General features: G+C 40.7%; 21 protein-coding genes. 20 read left to right on the forward strand and 1 reads right to left on the reverse strand.

The genetic code is table 11. The features are described 5' to 3' along the window. Window positions 1–12: 12 nt before the first annotated feature. From J3U91_RS02770 to J3U91_RS02790, 5 genes are read left to right on the forward strand one after another with little or no spacing between them, the layout of a single operon-like run. Window positions 13–453 carry a hypothetical protein gene (locus J3U91_RS02770; RefSeq protein WP_002818441.1) on the forward strand — a complete coding sequence of 147 codons (441 nt, stop codon included), beginning with the start codon at window positions 13–15 and terminating at the stop codon, window positions 451–453. Then, complete coding sequence (locus tag J3U91_RS02775) at window positions 443–1,522, forward strand: zinc-binding alcohol dehydrogenase family protein (protein WP_002818442.1); 1,080 nt, start codon at window positions 443–445, stop codon at window positions 1,520–1,522. The genes J3U91_RS02770 and J3U91_RS02775 overlap by 11 nt, the downstream gene beginning before the upstream one ends. After that, window positions 1,519–2,280 (forward strand): RsmE family RNA methyltransferase, encoded by a 762-nt coding sequence (locus J3U91_RS02780; RefSeq protein ID WP_002818443.1) that lies wholly within the window; start codon window positions 1,519–1,521, stop codon window positions 2,278–2,280. Before J3U91_RS02775 ends, J3U91_RS02780 begins: the two co-directional genes overlap by 4 nt. Window positions 2,281–2,286: 6 nt before the next feature. Further along, window positions 2,287–2,703 carry a hypothetical protein gene (locus J3U91_RS02785; RefSeq protein WP_002818444.1) on the forward strand — a complete coding sequence of 139 codons (417 nt, stop codon included), beginning with the start codon at window positions 2,287–2,289 and terminating at the stop codon, window positions 2,701–2,703. Beyond that, window positions 2,690–4,936: a RelA/SpoT family protein gene (locus J3U91_RS02790; protein WP_002818445.1), complete on the forward strand. Its 2,247-nt coding sequence runs from the start codon at window positions 2,690–2,692 to the stop codon at window positions 4,934–4,936. The genes J3U91_RS02785 and J3U91_RS02790 overlap by 14 nt, the downstream gene beginning before the upstream one ends. A 48-nt stretch (window positions 4,937–4,984) precedes the next feature. Here the strand turns inward: J3U91_RS02790 and J3U91_RS02795 are convergent, their stop codons facing one another. Next, window positions 4,985–5,914, reverse strand: a complete 930-nt coding sequence (locus tag J3U91_RS02795; RefSeq protein ID WP_002818446.1) for an N-acetylmuramoyl-L-alanine amidase family protein — start codon at window positions 5,912–5,914, stop codon at window positions 4,985–4,987. Between the two features lie 61 nt (window positions 5,915–5,975). Here J3U91_RS02795 and hisS point away from each other — a divergent pair, with 61 nt between their 5' ends. The 15 genes from hisS to rpmC all read left to right on the forward strand — a co-directional run bounded on the left by hisS (window position 5,976) and on the right by rpmC (window position 17,162). Next, a complete protein-coding gene (hisS, locus tag J3U91_RS02800; protein ID WP_002818447.1) occupies window positions 5,976–7,244 on the forward strand; it encodes a histidine--tRNA ligase in 1,269 nt (422 codons plus the stop codon). Beyond that, window positions 7,241–9,016: an aspartate--tRNA ligase gene (gene aspS / locus J3U91_RS02805; RefSeq protein WP_002818448.1), complete on the forward strand. Its 1,776-nt coding sequence runs from the start codon at window positions 7,241–7,243 to the stop codon at window positions 9,014–9,016. Before hisS ends, aspS begins: the two co-directional genes overlap by 4 nt. Before the next feature lie 67 nt (window positions 9,017–9,083). After that, window positions 9,084–9,824, forward strand: a complete 741-nt coding sequence (locus J3U91_RS02810) for an acyltransferase family protein (RefSeq protein ID WP_002818449.1) — start codon at window positions 9,084–9,086, stop codon at window positions 9,822–9,824. An 11-nt stretch (window positions 9,825–9,835) separates the two neighbouring features. Then, on the forward strand, window positions 9,836–10,969 hold the full coding sequence (locus tag J3U91_RS02815) for an acyltransferase family protein (protein WP_002818451.1): 1,134 nt from the start codon (window positions 9,836–9,838) through the stop codon (window positions 10,967–10,969). A 306-nt stretch (window positions 10,970–11,275) separates the two neighbouring features. Next, window positions 11,276–11,947, forward strand: coding sequence for an aggregation-promoting factor C-terminal-like domain-containing protein (locus tag J3U91_RS02820; RefSeq protein ID WP_002820377.1), 672 nt, complete (start codon window positions 11,276–11,278; stop codon window positions 11,945–11,947). A gap of 226 nt (window positions 11,948–12,173) precedes the next feature. Continuing rightward, on the forward strand, window positions 12,174–12,482 hold the full coding sequence (rpsJ, locus tag J3U91_RS02825) for a 30S ribosomal protein S10 (protein ID WP_002817271.1): 309 nt from the start codon (window positions 12,174–12,176) through the stop codon (window positions 12,480–12,482). Window positions 12,483–12,507: 25 nt separating this feature from the next. Next, on the forward strand, window positions 12,508–13,251 hold the full coding sequence (rplC, locus tag J3U91_RS02830; protein ID WP_002818455.1) for a 50S ribosomal protein L3: 744 nt from the start codon (window positions 12,508–12,510) through the stop codon (window positions 13,249–13,251). A 14-nt stretch (window positions 13,252–13,265) separates the two neighbouring features. Then, complete coding sequence (gene rplD, locus J3U91_RS02835) at window positions 13,266–13,889, forward strand: 50S ribosomal protein L4 (protein WP_002818456.1); 624 nt, start codon at window positions 13,266–13,268, stop codon at window positions 13,887–13,889. Beyond that, window positions 13,889–14,188, forward strand: coding sequence for a 50S ribosomal protein L23 (gene rplW / locus J3U91_RS02840; RefSeq protein ID WP_002817273.1), 300 nt, complete (start codon window positions 13,889–13,891; stop codon window positions 14,186–14,188). Before rplD ends, rplW begins: the two co-directional genes overlap by 1 nt. Window positions 14,189–14,209: 21 nt before the next feature. Then, entirely contained in the window at window positions 14,210–15,049 is an 840-nt protein-coding gene (gene rplB, locus J3U91_RS02845; RefSeq protein ID WP_002818457.1) for a 50S ribosomal protein L2, read from the forward strand. Window positions 15,050–15,061: 12 nt separating this feature from the next. Further along, the gene (gene rpsS, locus J3U91_RS02850) at window positions 15,062–15,343 is read left to right on the forward strand and encodes a 30S ribosomal protein S19 (protein WP_002818458.1); all 282 of its coding nucleotides are present in this window, start codon (window positions 15,062–15,064) and stop codon (window positions 15,341–15,343) included. Between the two features lie 10 nt (window positions 15,344–15,353). Next, window positions 15,354–15,716: a 50S ribosomal protein L22 gene (rplV, locus tag J3U91_RS02855; protein ID WP_002818459.1), complete on the forward strand. Its 363-nt coding sequence runs from the start codon at window positions 15,354–15,356 to the stop codon at window positions 15,714–15,716. 2 nt (window positions 15,717–15,718) lie between these two features. After that, complete coding sequence (gene rpsC / locus J3U91_RS02860) at window positions 15,719–16,522, forward strand: 30S ribosomal protein S3 (RefSeq protein ID WP_002818460.1); 804 nt, start codon at window positions 15,719–15,721, stop codon at window positions 16,520–16,522. Beyond that, the gene (rplP, locus tag J3U91_RS02865) at window positions 16,522–16,953 is read left to right on the forward strand and encodes a 50S ribosomal protein L16 (RefSeq protein WP_002818461.1); all 432 of its coding nucleotides are present in this window, start codon (window positions 16,522–16,524) and stop codon (window positions 16,951–16,953) included. Before rpsC ends, rplP begins: the two co-directional genes overlap by 1 nt. After that, a complete protein-coding gene (gene rpmC, locus J3U91_RS02870; protein ID WP_002818463.1) occupies window positions 16,953–17,162 on the forward strand; it encodes a 50S ribosomal protein L29 in 210 nt (69 codons plus the stop codon). The genes rplP and rpmC overlap by 1 nt, the downstream gene beginning before the upstream one ends. Window positions 17,163–17,170: the final 8 nt, after the last annotated feature.

Consider the following 17,170-nt stretch of genomic DNA (forward strand, 5'->3'; position numbering starts at 1 on the left):
TTAAGCAATTCTTTGATTTACAAGAATCATCAATATAAGAAAAATCAGGTTTTAGATAAAATTGCCGAAAGAATTTATCGTCTAGAATTTAAAAATCGTCAAGTGAAAATCGAAAGTGTCAGTCTGAATAATTTTCATACGGTTACGGTGGACTATAAAGTAAGGCAGATTATCTTATCAAAGGTGCTCGACAAACTCAGCGCTTCCTCTGAAAAAGACCTGGCTGCAGCTGAAAAACAAACCAGTATCAGTGATCTCAATCAATCACAGATTGCCTTTTTGCAATACATTCTTATCTCTATTCATTGGGATAAGTATTTTTCAGAGTATAATGCTGCATCTTGGTCAAAAAGTAGTTTCCAAATGATTTTCGATCCCAAAAAGCAGCACTACTTAATCAGCAAAAAAACGTTACAATCTATTCAGACAAGTGAGATAAAAAATGGCGAATAATAAGATATCCCAAACAACAAAAAAGCTCTCCCAAATTTTTAATTCAGAAAAGCAACCAGCTGTTTTCTTTGATAAGAATGTTTCGACTATTGAAGAGAATAATTCCTTGCTTGATGGTCAAACCGATGTGCCGGTACTTGATCCTCACGATCTTTTAGTAGAAGTTCAGGCAGTTTCTGTCAATCCGGTTGATACTAAGCTGCGTCAAACAGGAGTGGCATCCAAGATTAAAATTCTTGGTTACGATGCTTTTGGAATTGTCAAAAATACCGGGAAAGATGTCACTCGTTTTCATGCGGGGGATCGGGTTTATTATGCCGGCACGACCCAGCGACCCGGTAGTAATGAAAAATTTCAGGCGGTCGATGAAAGACTGGTTGGTCGTGCACCGGAAAAATTAAATAAAAGTGAAATTGCAGCAATGCCGTTAACCAGTATCACGGCTTATGAGATTCTTGTTGATCAACTTGGCTTAAGATTTCAAAATCACGCAGCCGATGGCAAAAATATGTTGGTAATTAATGGGGCTGGTGGTGTTGGCTCTGTGCTGCTGCAAATGGCAGCTTATCTTGGCATTAATCTTTCGGTAACTGCTCATTCATCGGAATCGATCGAATGGCTAAAAAAGTATTCAGTCGATAAAATCTACGATTATGAAAATATTGACGAAACACTGGCCGATCAAAAATTCGACTATATTGTTTTTCTCTACGATCCGGCTCTCTACTGGGATATTGCGATTAAGCATATTAAACCGTACGGACAGCTGGTGTCAATTGTAGGCACCAATAAGCCTTTAAATATGGGGCCTTTGAAAAACATTGCAGTGCAATTCAAATGGGAATATATGTTTGCCAAATCGGATTTCAATCATAATATTTTGAGTCAGGGCCAGGCGCTTGATAAAATTGCTATTTTGTTGGACGCCGGAATCTTAAAAACGACACTTAATAAAACTTTTGATCTAATTAATGCCGAAAATTTACGGCAGGCCTATAAACTGGTTGAAAGCGGAAGAATGCAGGGCAAAGTTGTTTTGAATGGACCGTTCGACAAGGCTTTAAAGTGACTTCGCGCTTTTTTTTAGAGAATAGCCAGGAATTTTTATCGGGAAATAAGATTTCCAAAAAAAATAATCCCGATGTTTTTCATCATTTAAAAGATGTTCTGCGTGTCAAGGATAAAGATTTGGTTGAATTGGTTGCCGGTCAATCGGCTTATTTAGTTCGGGTTAATGAGATCTCTGCAATGGAAGTCTTTTTTAATCGGCTGGATAAACTTTCGAAAGATCCGGAAATACCGGTCAAGACGACAATTGTTGTTCCGCTTTTAAAATCTGATCATCTGGATTGGCTTATTCAAAAAGCAACTGAACTAGGCGTTTTTAAGATCATTCTCACTAATTTTTCCTATAGTGTTGTTAAAGATATAAAAATCGAAAAGAAACTTCAACGTTATGAAAAAATTGTTAAGGGAGCAGCTGAACAATCCCATCGCCTGCTTGTTCCAGAAATTATTTATGAAAAAAAATTTATTGAACAAGCTGGATTAAGTGATCATCAAATTGGTATTGTTGCTTGGGAAGAGAGTGCTAAGGCCGGAGAAAAATCGAATTTGTTTAAAATGATTCGTTTGGCAAAACTTGATTCCAAGTTCAATGAGATCGTTGCTGTTTTTGGTCCTGAGGGGGGAATCAGCAAAAAAGAGATTAAAAAACTTGAATCAAGCGGTTTCATCACAGCCGGATTGGGTCCGAGAATTCTGCGTGCGGAAACAGCTCCACTTTATTTGCTCTCATCCGTCAGTCTTTTGATAGAATTGAGCTAACTTATTATGGTTAAGATAATTAAAAAGCGATATTTATTTTGGTTTATGATTTCGATTCTTCTGAGTGCCTTAGGACCGTTAATTTTTCGAGCACATTTTTTGGATGGATCCAGGAGAATAATTTGGTTACTAGGAGTTATTTTTGGTGGTTTCTCGTTGTATAGTGGTTATTATTTCCGCCGTTTTGGATTACGTTTTTGGGGTATCTTCATTTTTCCTTTAACTTTTAGCCTGATTAATTATTTTTCCAAGCTTGTTTTTGGTTCTTCGCTGATTACTTACAGTTATGCTTATTTCTTCGCCGCCTTTTATGTTGTTCTTGCGCTTTTTACTTTTGTCGGCGACGATAATCATGATTCTGATTTGGATAAGCAAATACCGGTTGACGACGGTTTTAAGGAGCTTCATGATGGCAAAAATTGAGAATCGCTCTTTTGAAGATGTCCACGATATTTATGTAAAGTATTTAGCTCCTGATCAGGTCAAACGAGTTGATTCCGCTTATCAACTTGCAAAAAAGATGCATGCAGGCCAAAAACGCAAGTCTGGAGAAGACTATATTTATCACCCGATTCAGGTTGCTGGAATCTTAGCGGATTTGAAAATGGATCCAGACACGATTGCTGCTGGTTTCTTGCATGATGTTGTCGAAGATACGCCAGAAACAAATGATGAAATTCGTCAGAATTACGGCGATGATGTTGCCGATATTGTTGACGGTGTGACCAAACTTGGTAGGATTCATTATGAATCGACCGAAGAAAACATGGCTGAAAATCACCGTAAATTGCTGTTGGCAATGGCTAAGGATGTCCGGGTTATTATCGTTAAACTTGCCGATCGTTTGCATAATATGCGAACTCTTCAGGTCCATCGACCGGAAAAGCAGCATCGGATTGCCAGCGAAACACTTGATATTTATGCTCCTCTGGCTCATCGACTTGGGCTTGCCAATATTAAATGGGAACTTGAAGATTTGAGTCTTCGTTATCTTGATCCGGATGAATATCATCGAATTGCCAAAATGATGCATTCTCGTCGTGAAGAGCGTGATGCCGATATTGCTTCGGCGACAAAACAAATAGAAAAAGTAATTAGTGATTTGAAAATTGGTCATTTTGAAGTTACCGGCAGACCAAAGCATATTTATTCAATTTATCGGAAAATGACCGATAAGCATAAACAGTTTTCGGAAATTTATGATTTGCTCGCAATTCGTGTGTTGGTTGACAGTGTTGCCGATTGTTACGCGGCATTGGGTACGATTCACGCTAATTGGAAGCCCCTGCCAGGGCGTTTTAAAGATTACATTGCGTTGCCAAAACCCAATGGCTATCAGTCACTACATACGACGATTATCGGTCCGAATGGTCATCCGTTGGAAGTTCAAATCCGCACTTTTGAGATGCACCAGGTTGCAGAGTTTGGTGTTGCTGCTCACTGGGCTTATAAAGAAAATAAAGGTTCTGAAAAACAGGCTCGCGTCAGCGATTCGGATCAGCAGCATTTGAATGCAATCCAAGGGATCCTTGAATTGCAAGAGGGTGCAACTGATGCAGAGCAGTTTGTCGATACCGTTAAAGGCGATCTTTTCTCTGACCGAGTATATGCTTTTACGCCTAAAGGTGACGTTTTTGAACTACCTGTTGGTTCTAAGCCAATTGATATGGCTTTTGCTATTCACTCTGATATTGGGCTGCACACGGTCGGCGCTAAAGTAAATGGCAAAATTGTGCCTTTAGATTATGAGATTCAAACGGGTGATATTGTTGAAATTGTGACTTCACCGACGCCGAAAGTTTCTCGTGATTGGCTTGGGCTGGTTGCGAGCCGACGGGCTCGAAATAAGATTCGCGCTTATTTTCGCCAGCAGGCACGTTCTTCCAATATCGAAGGCGGTCGGCAAATGCTTGAGGAATATTTGCAGGAGAAACAGCTGCCAGTTGATAAGGCGATGACGGAAGAAAACCTAACCGTTACGGCTACGAAGATGCATTTGTTCTCGGGCGATGATTTGTTGGCAATGATCGGTTATGGGGAAGTTTCCTTGCAACAAGCCGGTAATCGTTTGACGGAAGACATCCGAAAAAAAATTGCCGAAAGGAAAGCCGAAGAAGTTCAAAAAGCTTTGCTTTCTGGTAAAGAGGATGCGGCAAAGGACTTAATCAGAAAAGGCAGCGCTCCGATTGTTAAAAATCGTCCTGAAGAAGACATCACGATCGCTGGTATCGATTCGCTTTTAATTCACCTTTCTAAATGTTGTACGCCGATTCCCGGGGATAAAATTATTGGCTATATCACAAAAGGACGTGGGGTAACTGTTCATCGTGCCAACTGTCCTAATATTAAAAAATCGATTGAAAAAGGCGAGCGTATTATTGAAGTTGAATGGAATAATCCGGATGGCAATAGGCCGAATTATGATGCTGATTTGACTGTCAGCAGTTCCGATCGTCCGGGTATTTTAAACGATGTTATTCGTTCGGTTAACTCTAATACTCATTATCTGAATGCCGTATCGGCTCATAATGAAAAAGACGGTGTTGGTATTATCAGTTTGACTGTCGGGGTAAAAAATGTTGAACAACTGCAGCATATAATTGATTCGATTGCCGGCGTTCATGACGTTTATGAGGTAACCCGCAGCTTTCATTAAACTTTTTCATGCCGTTATTAAAAACAAGTTTTATCATAAAACTTGTTTTTATTTTGTCTTTGATAAAGATGGCTGGACATTGTCAAACCAGTCCTGCAATCCTTTTTTGACGTCTTGAGCAATGGCTTCTTGGTAGGAAGCTGATTTTATGTACTGAAAATCGTTTGAATTATTTAAGTAACCCATTTCCAACAATACAGAGGGGAGATAAGTATAGTGGATTACGTAAAAGTTTCCGGATCTCACACCGCGGTTTGATAAGGGTAAATTATTAAAATGCTTTTTCAGGGTTTCTGCAAGGCTGTATGAATTAGTCGTTTTTTTATGATAATAATATTCAGTAAAGCCAGTCGCTGCATTTGCAACCGTATAGTTATCGAAATGAATACTGATAAAAGCATCGGCATGATATTTTTTTGAGATATTGCTTATTTTGGAAAGCGGCCACAAAAGTTTATCACTGTCGCGAGTCATAATTACACGGGCACCGGTTGATTCCAGAGCTTTTTTAATTTTTCGTGCTGTCCTTAAAGTATAGGTTTTTTCGAAATACTTAGGATCTGTCGCCCCATCAATCGCCAATGATCCTGGATCTGATCCACCATGCCCAGGATCCAAAACAATCGTTGCTTCTGTCATTCGGGTGACTTTACTGACATTATTTGCTTTTTCTTCTGCAACCCAACTGGCAACCCAGCCGGTTTTTTTGTCGATACTTGAACGAACTTTCAGCCACCCGTGTTTCTCTTTAAGAATCGTTAATTTTTCTGAATTTGAAAAAGTTGCCAATTGTTTGTACATCGGTCCCGGGCCGTCACGCAAAACCGTTTTCTTGGCTTTGGTAGTAATTGATTTTAAATTGCTGCTTTTCTTGATTTGATCAGGAACATAAATCGAGGCCACTAACAATAAACCAGCAATAATTAAAACAGCCGAAACGATTAAAGGAACCTGTTTTTTTAAAATCCTTCTAAGCACAGGCAGATCATATATCAAAATTATTCTGACAACATTTATCCAGTGTTAAAATTTCCTATGTATGTCTGATAAACTTTTTCAAAAACCAAAAGGAACGGCTGATTTGTTGCCGGCCGTTCAAGCAATTTGGGATAAAATTAATCGAGCAGCTCAGGAAATTTTCGGTCGCCGTTATCGTTTTGGCAGGATCGATACACCTTTATTTGAAAACTACGAAATTTTTGCACGTACTTCCGGGGATTCATCGGATGTTGTTAGCAAAGAAATGTATGATTTCTACGATAAAGGCAATCGGCACCTGGCTTTACGTCCGGAAGGCACTGCCGGAGTAGTTCGCGCCTATGTAGAGAATAAGCTGTATGGACCCGAATATGAAAAGCCGGTTAATCTTTACTACTTGGAATCTATGTTCCGTTATGAAAGGCCACAAGCTGGGCGGACACGCGAATTTCATCAGTTGGGCGTTGAAAGTTTTGGTTCCGATTCTCCTTTTTTGGATGCACAAATTATTCAAATGGCGATTGATTTTTTTCAAGAATTCAATTTAGATAATTTTATTGTCAAAATAAATTCGCTTGGCGACGAGGAATCCCGAACTAATTATCGGAGCGCTCTGGTGGATTATTTAAAGCAATTTGAAGATCGGTTAAGTAATGATTCGAAAAATCGTTTGAAATCAAATCCCTTGCGGATTTTAGATTCAAAAGATCCAAAAGACCAGGAACTGCTTATTGATGCACCAAAAATTTTGGATTATTTAAATCAGGAATCGAAAGATCGCTTTAAAAAAGTTACCAAAGCTTTAGATGATTTCGATATCAGTTACGAAATTGATAATAAATTGGTTCGCGGTTTGGATTATTACAATAACACGATTTTTGAAATCGAAACACGGGATCCAAAACTTAAATCATCTGCAACCGTTTGTGGTGGTGGACGCTATTCGGGGATGGTTGAGGAATTCGGCGGTCCGGAGACGCCGGCAATTGGTTTTGGGATTGGTTTGGAACGACTGATCACTTTAGTTGGCCAAATTGAAGATCAGGATCATAACGATGTTTATATCGTTCAAACCGATAAATCGGTTAATGAGTTTGCAAATTTGCTGGCAAAGCGATTACGTGAAAAATTTCATTTCGGAGTTTTGCTTGATTACACTGATCGATCAATGAAATCGCAATTAAAATCTGCCGATCGAACCAAGTCGCGATATTCTATTGTGATTGGTGAAGAAGAAGTTAAAAACAAAAAAGTAACAATTAAGAAAATGGCCGATGGCAGCCAGAAAAAAATATTATTGGATAAGTTAACAATTGGGGATTTTTCATGAGTGGAAAACAAAGAACAGTTTATGCAGGTTTAGTAAATGAAAAAATGGCTGGTCAGGCAATTACTTTAAAGGGTTGGGTTCAGAAACGTCGGGATCTCGGCGGATTGATTTTTGTTGATTTACGTGATCGCGAAGGAATTGTTCAGTTGACTTTTTCTGATGAATTTTCTAAAGACGCTCTAAAGACGGCTGAAAGAATTCGTAGCGAGTATGTTATTTCAATTACCGGAGTTGTTTCTCTCAGGGCAGAATCAGCGATTAATCCGAAAATGAAGACAGGAAAAGTCGAAGTGCTTGTTCACCAAGCAGAAATTTTAGCCGAATCAAAAACGCCTCCTTTTGATATCGAAGACGGAGTCGACGTTAACGAAGAATTAAAATTAAAGTATCGTTACCTTGATCTTCGCCGTCCAGAGATGCAAAAAGGCTTGATTTTGCGCTCGAAAATTATGTCTTCTTCGATGCGTTTTATGGAAGAAAATGGTTTCTTGGATATTGAAACGCCGTATCTTGCCAAGAGTACTCCGGAAGGCGCGCGCGATTATTTGGTTCCTTCGCGCATTTACCCAGGAAGTTTTTATGCTTTACCTCAGTCACCGCAGTTATTCAAGCAATTGTTAATGGGTGCTGGCTTTGATCGTTATTTCCAAATTGCCCGTTGTTTTCGTGACGAAGATCTGCGTGGCGATCGTCAACCAGAATTTACCCAGCTTGATATGGAAACGTCCTTCATGAATCAAGGCGAAATCATGGAACTTGTTAATCGCTGGATTACCCAGATTATGTCCGATGTTGTCAAGGCAAATATTGACTCGAACAGTTTTCCGGTTTTGCATTGGCAAGAAGCAATGGACCGTTTTGGTTCCGACAAACCTGATTTACGTTTTGGCATCGAGCTTCACGATGTTTCCGAAATAATGAAACAAACAAATTTCACTGTCTTTACCGGAGCTATTAAAAAGGGCGGTTTCGTTAAAGCAATCGTCGCTCCAAAGGGAGCAACGAAATTTACAAGAAAAATGATTGATGGACAGACTGATTATATTAAACGTTTTGGTGCTAAAGGACTGGCCTGGATTAAATTTGAGAATGGAGAATTTTCTGGACCAATTGCCAAGTTTGTGTCTGATGTAAAGGGTCAGTTGGTTTCCTTTTTGTCACTGTCCGATGGCGATTTGGTATTCTTTGCTGCGGACACGTTCTCGGTTGTTTCCGATACTCTTGGGTATTTACGCAAATACGTTGCTAAAGAACTTGATTTGATTGATGAAAGCAAATGGGATTTTGCCTGGATTGTCGACTGGCCTCTCTTCGAATATTCGGAGGATTTTGGTCGCTGGATTGCAGCCCACCATCCTTTTACAATGCCTAACGAGGAAGATCTGCATTATCTGGACGATGGTGAAGATCCTCATTTGGCACACGCTCAATCGTACGACCTGGTTCTTAATGGATACGAGCTCGGTTCCGGTTCGATTCGTATTCACACAATGGATATTCAGAAAAAAATGCTTAAGGCTTTGGGTTTCACTTCTGATCAGGCAGAAAAGGCCTTTGGATTTTTGCTTGAGGCAATGGAATATGGTTTTCCACCAATGGGTGGAATTGCTCTGGGCCTGGACCGTTTGGCTATGCTTTTGTCCGGCAAAGAAAACATTCGAGAGGTAATCGCTTTTCCAAAGAATTCTAATGCAACTGAACCAATGACCAAAGCTCCTTCGAGAGTTTCTGAAAAGCAGTTGGCGGAGTTGGGATTGAGAGTTCCGGAATGATTATTACTAACGTAACGCTTTTTTAATGATTGAAGTTATTTTGTAAATTTAATGTAATATTGGAATTATGAAGAGGGATAGTAGAAAAAGTAGTTTTATTCCAGGTATTGAGGGCTTGCGGGCCTTTTCGGTTATTGGGGTGATTCTTTTTCACTTGTGGCCGAAAATCTTTGCCGGTGGATTTGCCGGAGTGACGGTCTTTTTTGTTATTTCAGGTTTTTTAATGATAAGAATCATCCTTAATGAATTTTACGAACGGGGCCGTTTTCGAATCAAACGTTTTTATTCACGGCGTTTCTGGCGTCTGTACCCGGCTTTTATCGTAATGATATTTTTAACGACCGCAGTTTTAGCAGTTGCTTTTCCTGAGGGACTATTTGGTATCAGGGGTTCGCTATTAAGCAATATATTTTATGTTAATAATTGGTATCAAATTGCCAATTCGCTTTCTTATTTTGCTGCTAGTGCTCATTGGTCGGTCTTTACCCATCTTTGGTCGCTTTCTGTCGAAGCGCAGTTTTATTTATTTTGGCCGCTTCTTTTATCCTTAATTCTTTATTTCGGTGATAAGCGTTGGCAACTTGCCTTGATTGTTCCAACTATTTTTGCTTTGATTTCCGCGACTTTGTTTGCAATTTTATATTCGCCGATTTCAACCAATCGTGCCTATTATGGAACGGATACAAGAGTTTTTTCATTCATTATTGGCGGGATTGTTGCCATTTTTATGTCTTTGGCCGCTTCTCCTTACTGTCCGAAACAAATTACCCGGATACTCATTTTTTTAAAAAAACTTCAGGCTATTTAATTTCCTTAAGTTTGCTTGGCTTAATTGCACTGTTTATTCTTGCTAATGGAGTCCAGGCCTGGGTTTATTACTTTGGAATGTTGCTGCTGAGTATTTTTACGGCGATTTTAATCTTTTATTTATCAAGTAATCCACAAAGCGAATTTGGTTTATTAATGGGCAATCGCTATTTTAGATACATTGGTTCGCGTTCTTATTCGATTTATCTCTATCAATTGCCGATTATGATGATTATCGAACGAATTTTCCCTGTCGTTTCTCTGCTTGATGATATATTGAGATCAATTACTTCTGTCCTGATTATTCTGTTTGTTTCCGAACTTTCCTATCGACTAATCGAAATGCCTTTTCGACATGGATTCGTTCTTCGTTTAACGAAACTGGCATTTAATTGGAAAACAATTTTGTCGATCACTGTAGCTGTTTTCGCCATTGGAGGCACGGCCTTCGGCCTTATTTCCAAAAGTGCGGTTCGTTCAAAAGATGCCGACCAACTTCAACAAAAATTGAATAAGAGTTCAAAAGTAATTGAAAAGCGAAACAACAAGGCTGTTCAGGCTCGAAAAAGTTCATCTTCTTCAACTTCATCTGCTTCCAGCAGTTCCGATTCTCATGAACAACAATTGGCTTCTATCTTTGGCACAAGCAGTGAAAATATTCACAAGGTTGAATCCTTGAATATTACTGCAGTCGGTGATTCACTTTTATTGGACGTTGGGCCGGATATTCAATGGGTTATGCCCAAGACGATTGTTAATGCAAAGGTCGGCCGACATACTCTTAACGCAATCGATATTTTGCGTCACTTAAAAAAAGAGGGAAAACTGGATCCGATTATTTTGATGGTTATTGGAACAAATGGAGAAATTTCTGCACAAAATATTCAAGAAGTGCGTTCCATTGCCGGTTCTCGACAAGTATATTGGGTTAACTCATTCTCTGGGGGCAAGCCTTGGGAAGGCCCTAATAATCAGCTGTTAAACGCAGCAGCTAAAAAGGATCGACGACTGCATATTGTTGACTGGTATGATTCTGCCCGCTCTCATCCGGAATGGTTTTCTCCGGATGGCATTCACCCTCAGCGAACGGGAAACCGTATCATGACGACGATGATTATTAATTCAATTGCTTCGAATACCAAGTAACTTTACATTTTCGTGACAAAAATATTATTTTTTGCAATATAAAAAGTTAATTTACTCACATATTGTAACCTGCAATTTTACATTATTCGTTTGATCCTCCAAAAATGTCTTTATCTGAAATATTGAGGAAAAATAAAAATAGGACAATACTTTCCAATGGGGAGTGGGTATTTTTACACTAAGAAAGTCAGGAGACTAGTTAAGGCATTAATTGTTTTAGCTTGTTTTGCTGCTTTTTCTTTTCTTATTCCCTCAACGGTGGGTAAAGCCGACCATTGAGATGCTTCAGCGAATAGTTCTTTTTCTGTGGCTAGAGGACTTGCTAGGTCGGTTGGGCAAACCGCAGCAACTTTTAACCCACCAGCGTCGACAGCTAAAAGCAAAAAGGACAAGACTTCTACAGGAAATACGCTTCAACAACTGGATTACGTCAAGTCGACAGTTCAAAATACAACTCCTTTGGAGAACAATGTTTCTTATGCTGCGACCAGCAGTAGCCAACAAACTCTAAGCAGCGTTCAAACTTCTTCCCAAAGTTCCAGCAGTTCTATAAGCGAAAGTAGCTACTCAAGCTCAACTGCGACCGGCACGAGTATGTACAGTGAATCGCAAAATACTGTACAAAGGTCCAGTGTTTCAAGCAGCTATAGTTACGCTGCAAAAATCAGCTCGTCATCCTCTATTCCACAAACGTCTGTTTCTTCTTCGAGCTCCAGCAGTTCGATTTCATCCGGCAGTGATGATATTAACTGGCTTATTTCTCGCGAATCGTCCGGTAATCCGAACGCTGTTAATGGTTCTTATAAAGGAATCGGCCAACTTAGCGAGGCTGCTTACGAGACATATCTTGGTATGACTTGGGATCAGGTTAAAGGGAACTATCAACTGCAATTAAAAGCGATGCAGGCATATATTTCTGCCCGTTATGCTTCCGTTTCTGCTGCGATTAGTTTTTGGCAACAGAATGGCTGGTACTAATTTCTAATTTTTATGGCGGAAGTCCTTGCCCCACAAGGGCTTTTGCTGTAACATATACAAGTATGCCTTTTACGTTTTACGCTTTAATACGGCCGAAAACGCCGGTATATCAATGATTAGCAATGATATTCAAGGTTGCGACACGCTCGGCACCGTTGCCATGGCGTTGAGATGCCGGTTTTTGAATGGAGCAAGCTGATTTTGAAAATCAACGAAAGGATAAATTATGGCAGAAAGAAAAATTCGGATTCGCTTGAAGGCTTATGAGTATCGTACGATCGATGCTTCAGCGGCAAAAATTGTTGAAACTGCAAAACGCACTGGTGCGCAGGTAGTTGGTCCAATTCCTTTGCCGACTGAGCGCACTATATATACTATTTTGCGTTCGCCTCATAAGCACAAGGATTCACGAGAGCAATTTGAAATGCGTACACATAAGCGCTTGATTGATTTGGTTAATCCAACTGATAAAACTGTTGACTCGCTTCGCAAGTTAGACCTACCAGCTGGTGTAGCAATCGAAATCAAGCTTTGATCATTTAATAATTAAGGAGAAAGTCATGACAAAAGGTATCTTAGGCCGAAAAGTCGGTATGACTCAGGTTTTTACTGATAAAGGCGAGCTTATTCCTGTGACTGTCATTGAAGCATTGCCAAATGTGGTGCTGCAAGTAAAGACTCCCGAGACTGATGGCTATTCAGCTTTGCAGCTCGGCGTCTTTGACAAGCGCAAGATTGCCGCTAATAAACCTGAACAAGGTCACGCAAAAAAAGCTAGCGCGGCCCCTAAGCGCTACGTTCGCGAAATTCGTGACGCGCAAGGCGATTATAAACAAGGCGATAAAGTTAAAGTCGATGTTTTTGCCGCTGGTGAATATGTTGATGTCCAAGGAATTACAAAGGGACATGGTTTCCAAGGATCTATAAAACGTTTGGGACAGTCACGTGGACCAATGGCCCACGGATCTCGTTACCATCGTCGTCCTGGTTCAATGGGATCTATCATCAACAAAGTCTTTAAAGGAAAACTTCTTCCTGGACAAATGGGTGGCGACCTCAGAACCGCACAAAAACTTTTGGTTGCAGGCGTTGATCCGGCGAATAATTTGATTTTAATCAAAGGTAATGTTCCCGGAGCAAATAAAAGCTTTGTGACTATCAAGTCTACTGTTAAACCATTTAAAGCAAGCAAAATCAAGTTGGGTGGCACAGTTGGACAAGAAGTTAAAGCAGAAGCCAAAGACACGGCTTCTACAGAAAAAAAACAAGCAGAAACAAAAAATGACTCTGCTTCCGCAGAATAAGAAAGGAGAACATTATGACTAAAGTTGCTTTATATAAACAAGATGGTACTCAAGCTGGTGAAGTCGAGTTAGCAGATTCGATTTTTGCAATTGAACCTAACGAAGCTGTAGTTACTGATGCGGTTTTGATGCAACGTGCATCTTTGCGTCAAGGTACTCATTCGGTCAAGAATCGTTCTACTGTTTCTGGTGGTGGGAGAAAGCCATGGCGTCAAAAAGGAACTGGTAACGCTCGTCAAGGTTCGATCCGTGCTCCACAATGGCGTGGCGGTGCAATTTCGATGGGCCCGATTCCTCGCCCTTATGCTTATAAAATAAACCGCAAGGCTTATCGTTTGGCTTTGAAGAGTGTTCTATCAGATAAAGTTTCAGCAAAGAACTTCGTTATTATCGACGAGCTTAATTTTGAGAAGCCTTCAACGAAAGCTATTGCTGATAGTTTGAACAAATTAGAGGCTACCAAGAAGACTTTGTTGGTGGTTGACGATGCAAACGAAAATGCAAAACTTTCGGCTCGTAATTTGCCAAATGTTCAAGTAACCACGGCTAGTGGCGTTAATGTTTACGACCTAGTGAAGGCTCAGAAAGTTGTTATCGTACAGTCAGCTGTAAAACAAGTTGAGGAGGTATTAGGCTAATGCAGGCACGCGACGTAATTTTACGACCAATAATCACTGAATCATCGATGGCTGGCGCTGATCGCAAGGTTTATCAGTTTGAAGTTAATCGGAAGGCTACCAAGACCGATGTTAAGGTGGCGGTTGCTGATGTTTTTGGCGTTACAGTCAAGAAGGTTAATATTGCTAATGTTCGTGGGAAAAATAAGCGAATGGGCCGTTACCAAGGGCTTACACGCAATCGCAAAAAGGCCACCGTTAGTTTAACTGCTGATTCAAAAGACATCGAAGTTTTCAAAAACCAAGAAGAAAATAAATAATTTTTTAGAAAGGAGTAACGCATGGCTATCAAGACTTATAAACCGACAACTAATGGACGTCGTAATATGAGCGGATTTGATTTTTCCGTTATTACAAAAACGACACCAGAGAAAAGTTTGTTGGCAAAAAAATCTAAGACCGGCGCTCGTAACGCTGAAGGTCGTATGACTGTTCGCCATCATGGTGGTGGTCATAAGCAGCAATATCGTATTATTGATTTCAAACGAATCAAGGACGACAAGACTGCCACGGTTAAAGCAATCGAGTATGATCCTAATCGGACTGCTAATATTGCTTTGCTCGTTTATGAAGATGGTGTGAAGAGTTATATCTTGGCGCCTAAGGGATTAGAAGCTGGAACTAAAGTTCAGTCTGGTCCCGATGCCGATATTAAGGTCGGTAATGCGTTGCCGTTAGGCAACATTCCCGAAGGTACATTAATTCACAATATAGAATTAAAACCTGGTAAGGGCGGTCAGCTGGCTCGTTCGGCTGGTACTTCGGCACAAATTTTAGGTAAGGATGATGCTGGCAAATATGTGATTATTCGTTTATCATCTGGCGAAGTTCGTATGATCCCTGCTACTTCTCGTGCAACGATTGGTGAAGTTGGCAACGCTGAACATTCACTTATCAGTTGGGGTAAGGCAGGTCGTTCCCGCTGGCGCGGCAAGACTCCACATGTTCGTGGTTCTGTTATGAACCCGAATGATCACCCACATGGTGGTGGTGAAGGAAAAGCTCCTGTCGGTCATCCGAGTCCTATGAGCCCATGGGGCAAGAAGTCTTATGGTAAGAAGACTCGTGATAAGAAGAAGCCATCAACTAAGTTCATTGTTCGTGGACGGAAGGGTAAGTAATCGGAGGTTTAGATGAGTCGTAGTTTGAAAAAAGGACCTTTTGCTGATCCATCGTTGTTAAAGAAGATCGAGCAATTAAAAGGCCAAAGTAAAAAACCAGTCATCCGTACTTGGTCACGTCGTTCAACAATCTTTCCAAGTTTTATTGGTTTTACGATTGCTGTTTACGATGGTCGCAAGCACGTTCCGGTATATATCCAAGATGATATGGTTGGTCACAAACTCGGAGAGTTTGTTCCAACTCGTACTTTCCGTGGACATGCTGGTAGTGATGATAAGAAGACAGGAAAGTAAGGAGTAAGTCATGGCTGAAAATGTTACATCTGCAAAAGCCACAGCTTTTCAAGTTCGAATCGCGCCTCGTAAAGCTCGATTGGTCCTTGATACTGTTCGTGGCAAAAGTGTTAATGAAGCTTACGCAATCCTGAAATTCTTGCCTAATACAGGTACTGAGCCGGTATATAAGGTGCTCAATTCAGCGGTTGCGAATGCTGAAAATAATTTTGCTCTTGACAGAGCAGATTTGGTGATCAAGGAAGCTTATGCCAACGAAGGACCAACTATGAAACGTTTTCGTCCTCGTGCTAAAGGTACGGCATCTAAAATCAACAAACGCACAAGTCATATTACAATCGTCGTTTCCGAAAACGACAAGAAAGGAGCTTGAGTATGGGCCAAAAGATTAATCCAATTGGATTCCGTGTTGGAGTCATTCGTGACTGGGATGCTAAATGGTATGCCGACAAAAAGGAATACGTTCCTGCTTTACAAGAAGACTTGCGGATTCGCAAATATCTTGAAACGAATTTAAAAGATGCAGCTGTTGATCGTATCACAATCGAACGTACTGAACCTACTCGCATTAATTTAACTATTCATACTGCTAAGCCTGGTATTGTTATTGGTCGTGGCGGTGCTGATGTTGAGCGTTTGCGTAGTGAATTGTCAAAGATAGTTGATACTTATAAGGGTCAACACAAGCGCGTCAATATCAATATTGTCGAGATTCGTAAACCAGATTTAAATGCTCACCTTGTTGGCCAACAAATTGCTGCCGATTTAGAGAGGCGTGTTGCTTTCCGTCGCGCAATGCGTGGAGCTATTCAACGTGTTCAACGTGCTGGCGCTAAGGGTGTTCGCACAATGGTATCAGGACGTTTGAATGGAGCTGATATTGCTCGTAAAGAGCAATATACGGAGGGCACCGTTCCTCTTCATACTTTACGTGCTGATATTGATTATTCTTGGGACGAAGCGATGACTTCTTACGGTAATCTTGGTATTAAAACATGGATTTATCGTGGCGATGCCGAGAATGGCCAATTCATTAAAGATGAGGATGTTGCTGCTGCAGCGAATAATCGTGGCCGTGGCAATAATCGTGGCCGTGGAAACAGTCGTCAGAATGGTGGTCGTTCTCGTCGCCCTCGTCAAGGTCAAGCTTCTACTCAAGGACGAGGAGGTAATAACTAATGTTAGTTCCTAAACGTGTTAAGTACCGTCGTGTTCATCGTGGACACATGCGCGGTGAAGCTAAAGGTGGCCGGACAGTTGCTTTTGGTGATTACGGTTTGCAATCACTTGAAAATAATTGGATTACGAACCGCCAAATCGAGGCAGCTCGTATCGCCATTACCCGTTATATGAAACGTGGTGGTAAAGTCTGGATTAAGATTTTTCCACAAAAGTCCTATACATCCAAGGGTGTTGGTGTCCGTATGGGTAATGGAAAAGGTGCTCCGGAAGGCTGGGTAGCCCCGACCAAGCGTGGAACAATTATGTTCGAAGTTGGCGGAGTTTCCGAAGCCGTGGCTAAAGAAGCTTTGCGATTAGCTATGCATAAATTGCCAGTTAAGGCAAAAATTGTTAGCAAAGCCGAAGCAAGTAAGGAGGTAAACGCATAATGAAAGCTTCAGAAATTAAAGGTCTATCCCGCGATGATTTGTTAAAGCGTGAAAAAGATGCCAAAGAAGAACTTTTTAATTTACGTTTCCAACAAGCTGCAGGTCAATTAGAGAATACCGCCCGTCTTTCAACGGTCAAAAAAGACATTGCAAGAATTAAAACTGAGCTGTGGGCTCAGGAAATCGCTGCCGAAAAGGCAAAGGCATAAGGAGGTTA

The sequence above is a fragment of the Oenococcus oeni genome (genome assembly GCF_020510245.1).
GTDB classification, from domain to species: domain Bacteria; phylum Bacillota; class Bacilli; order Lactobacillales; family Lactobacillaceae; genus Oenococcus; species Oenococcus oeni.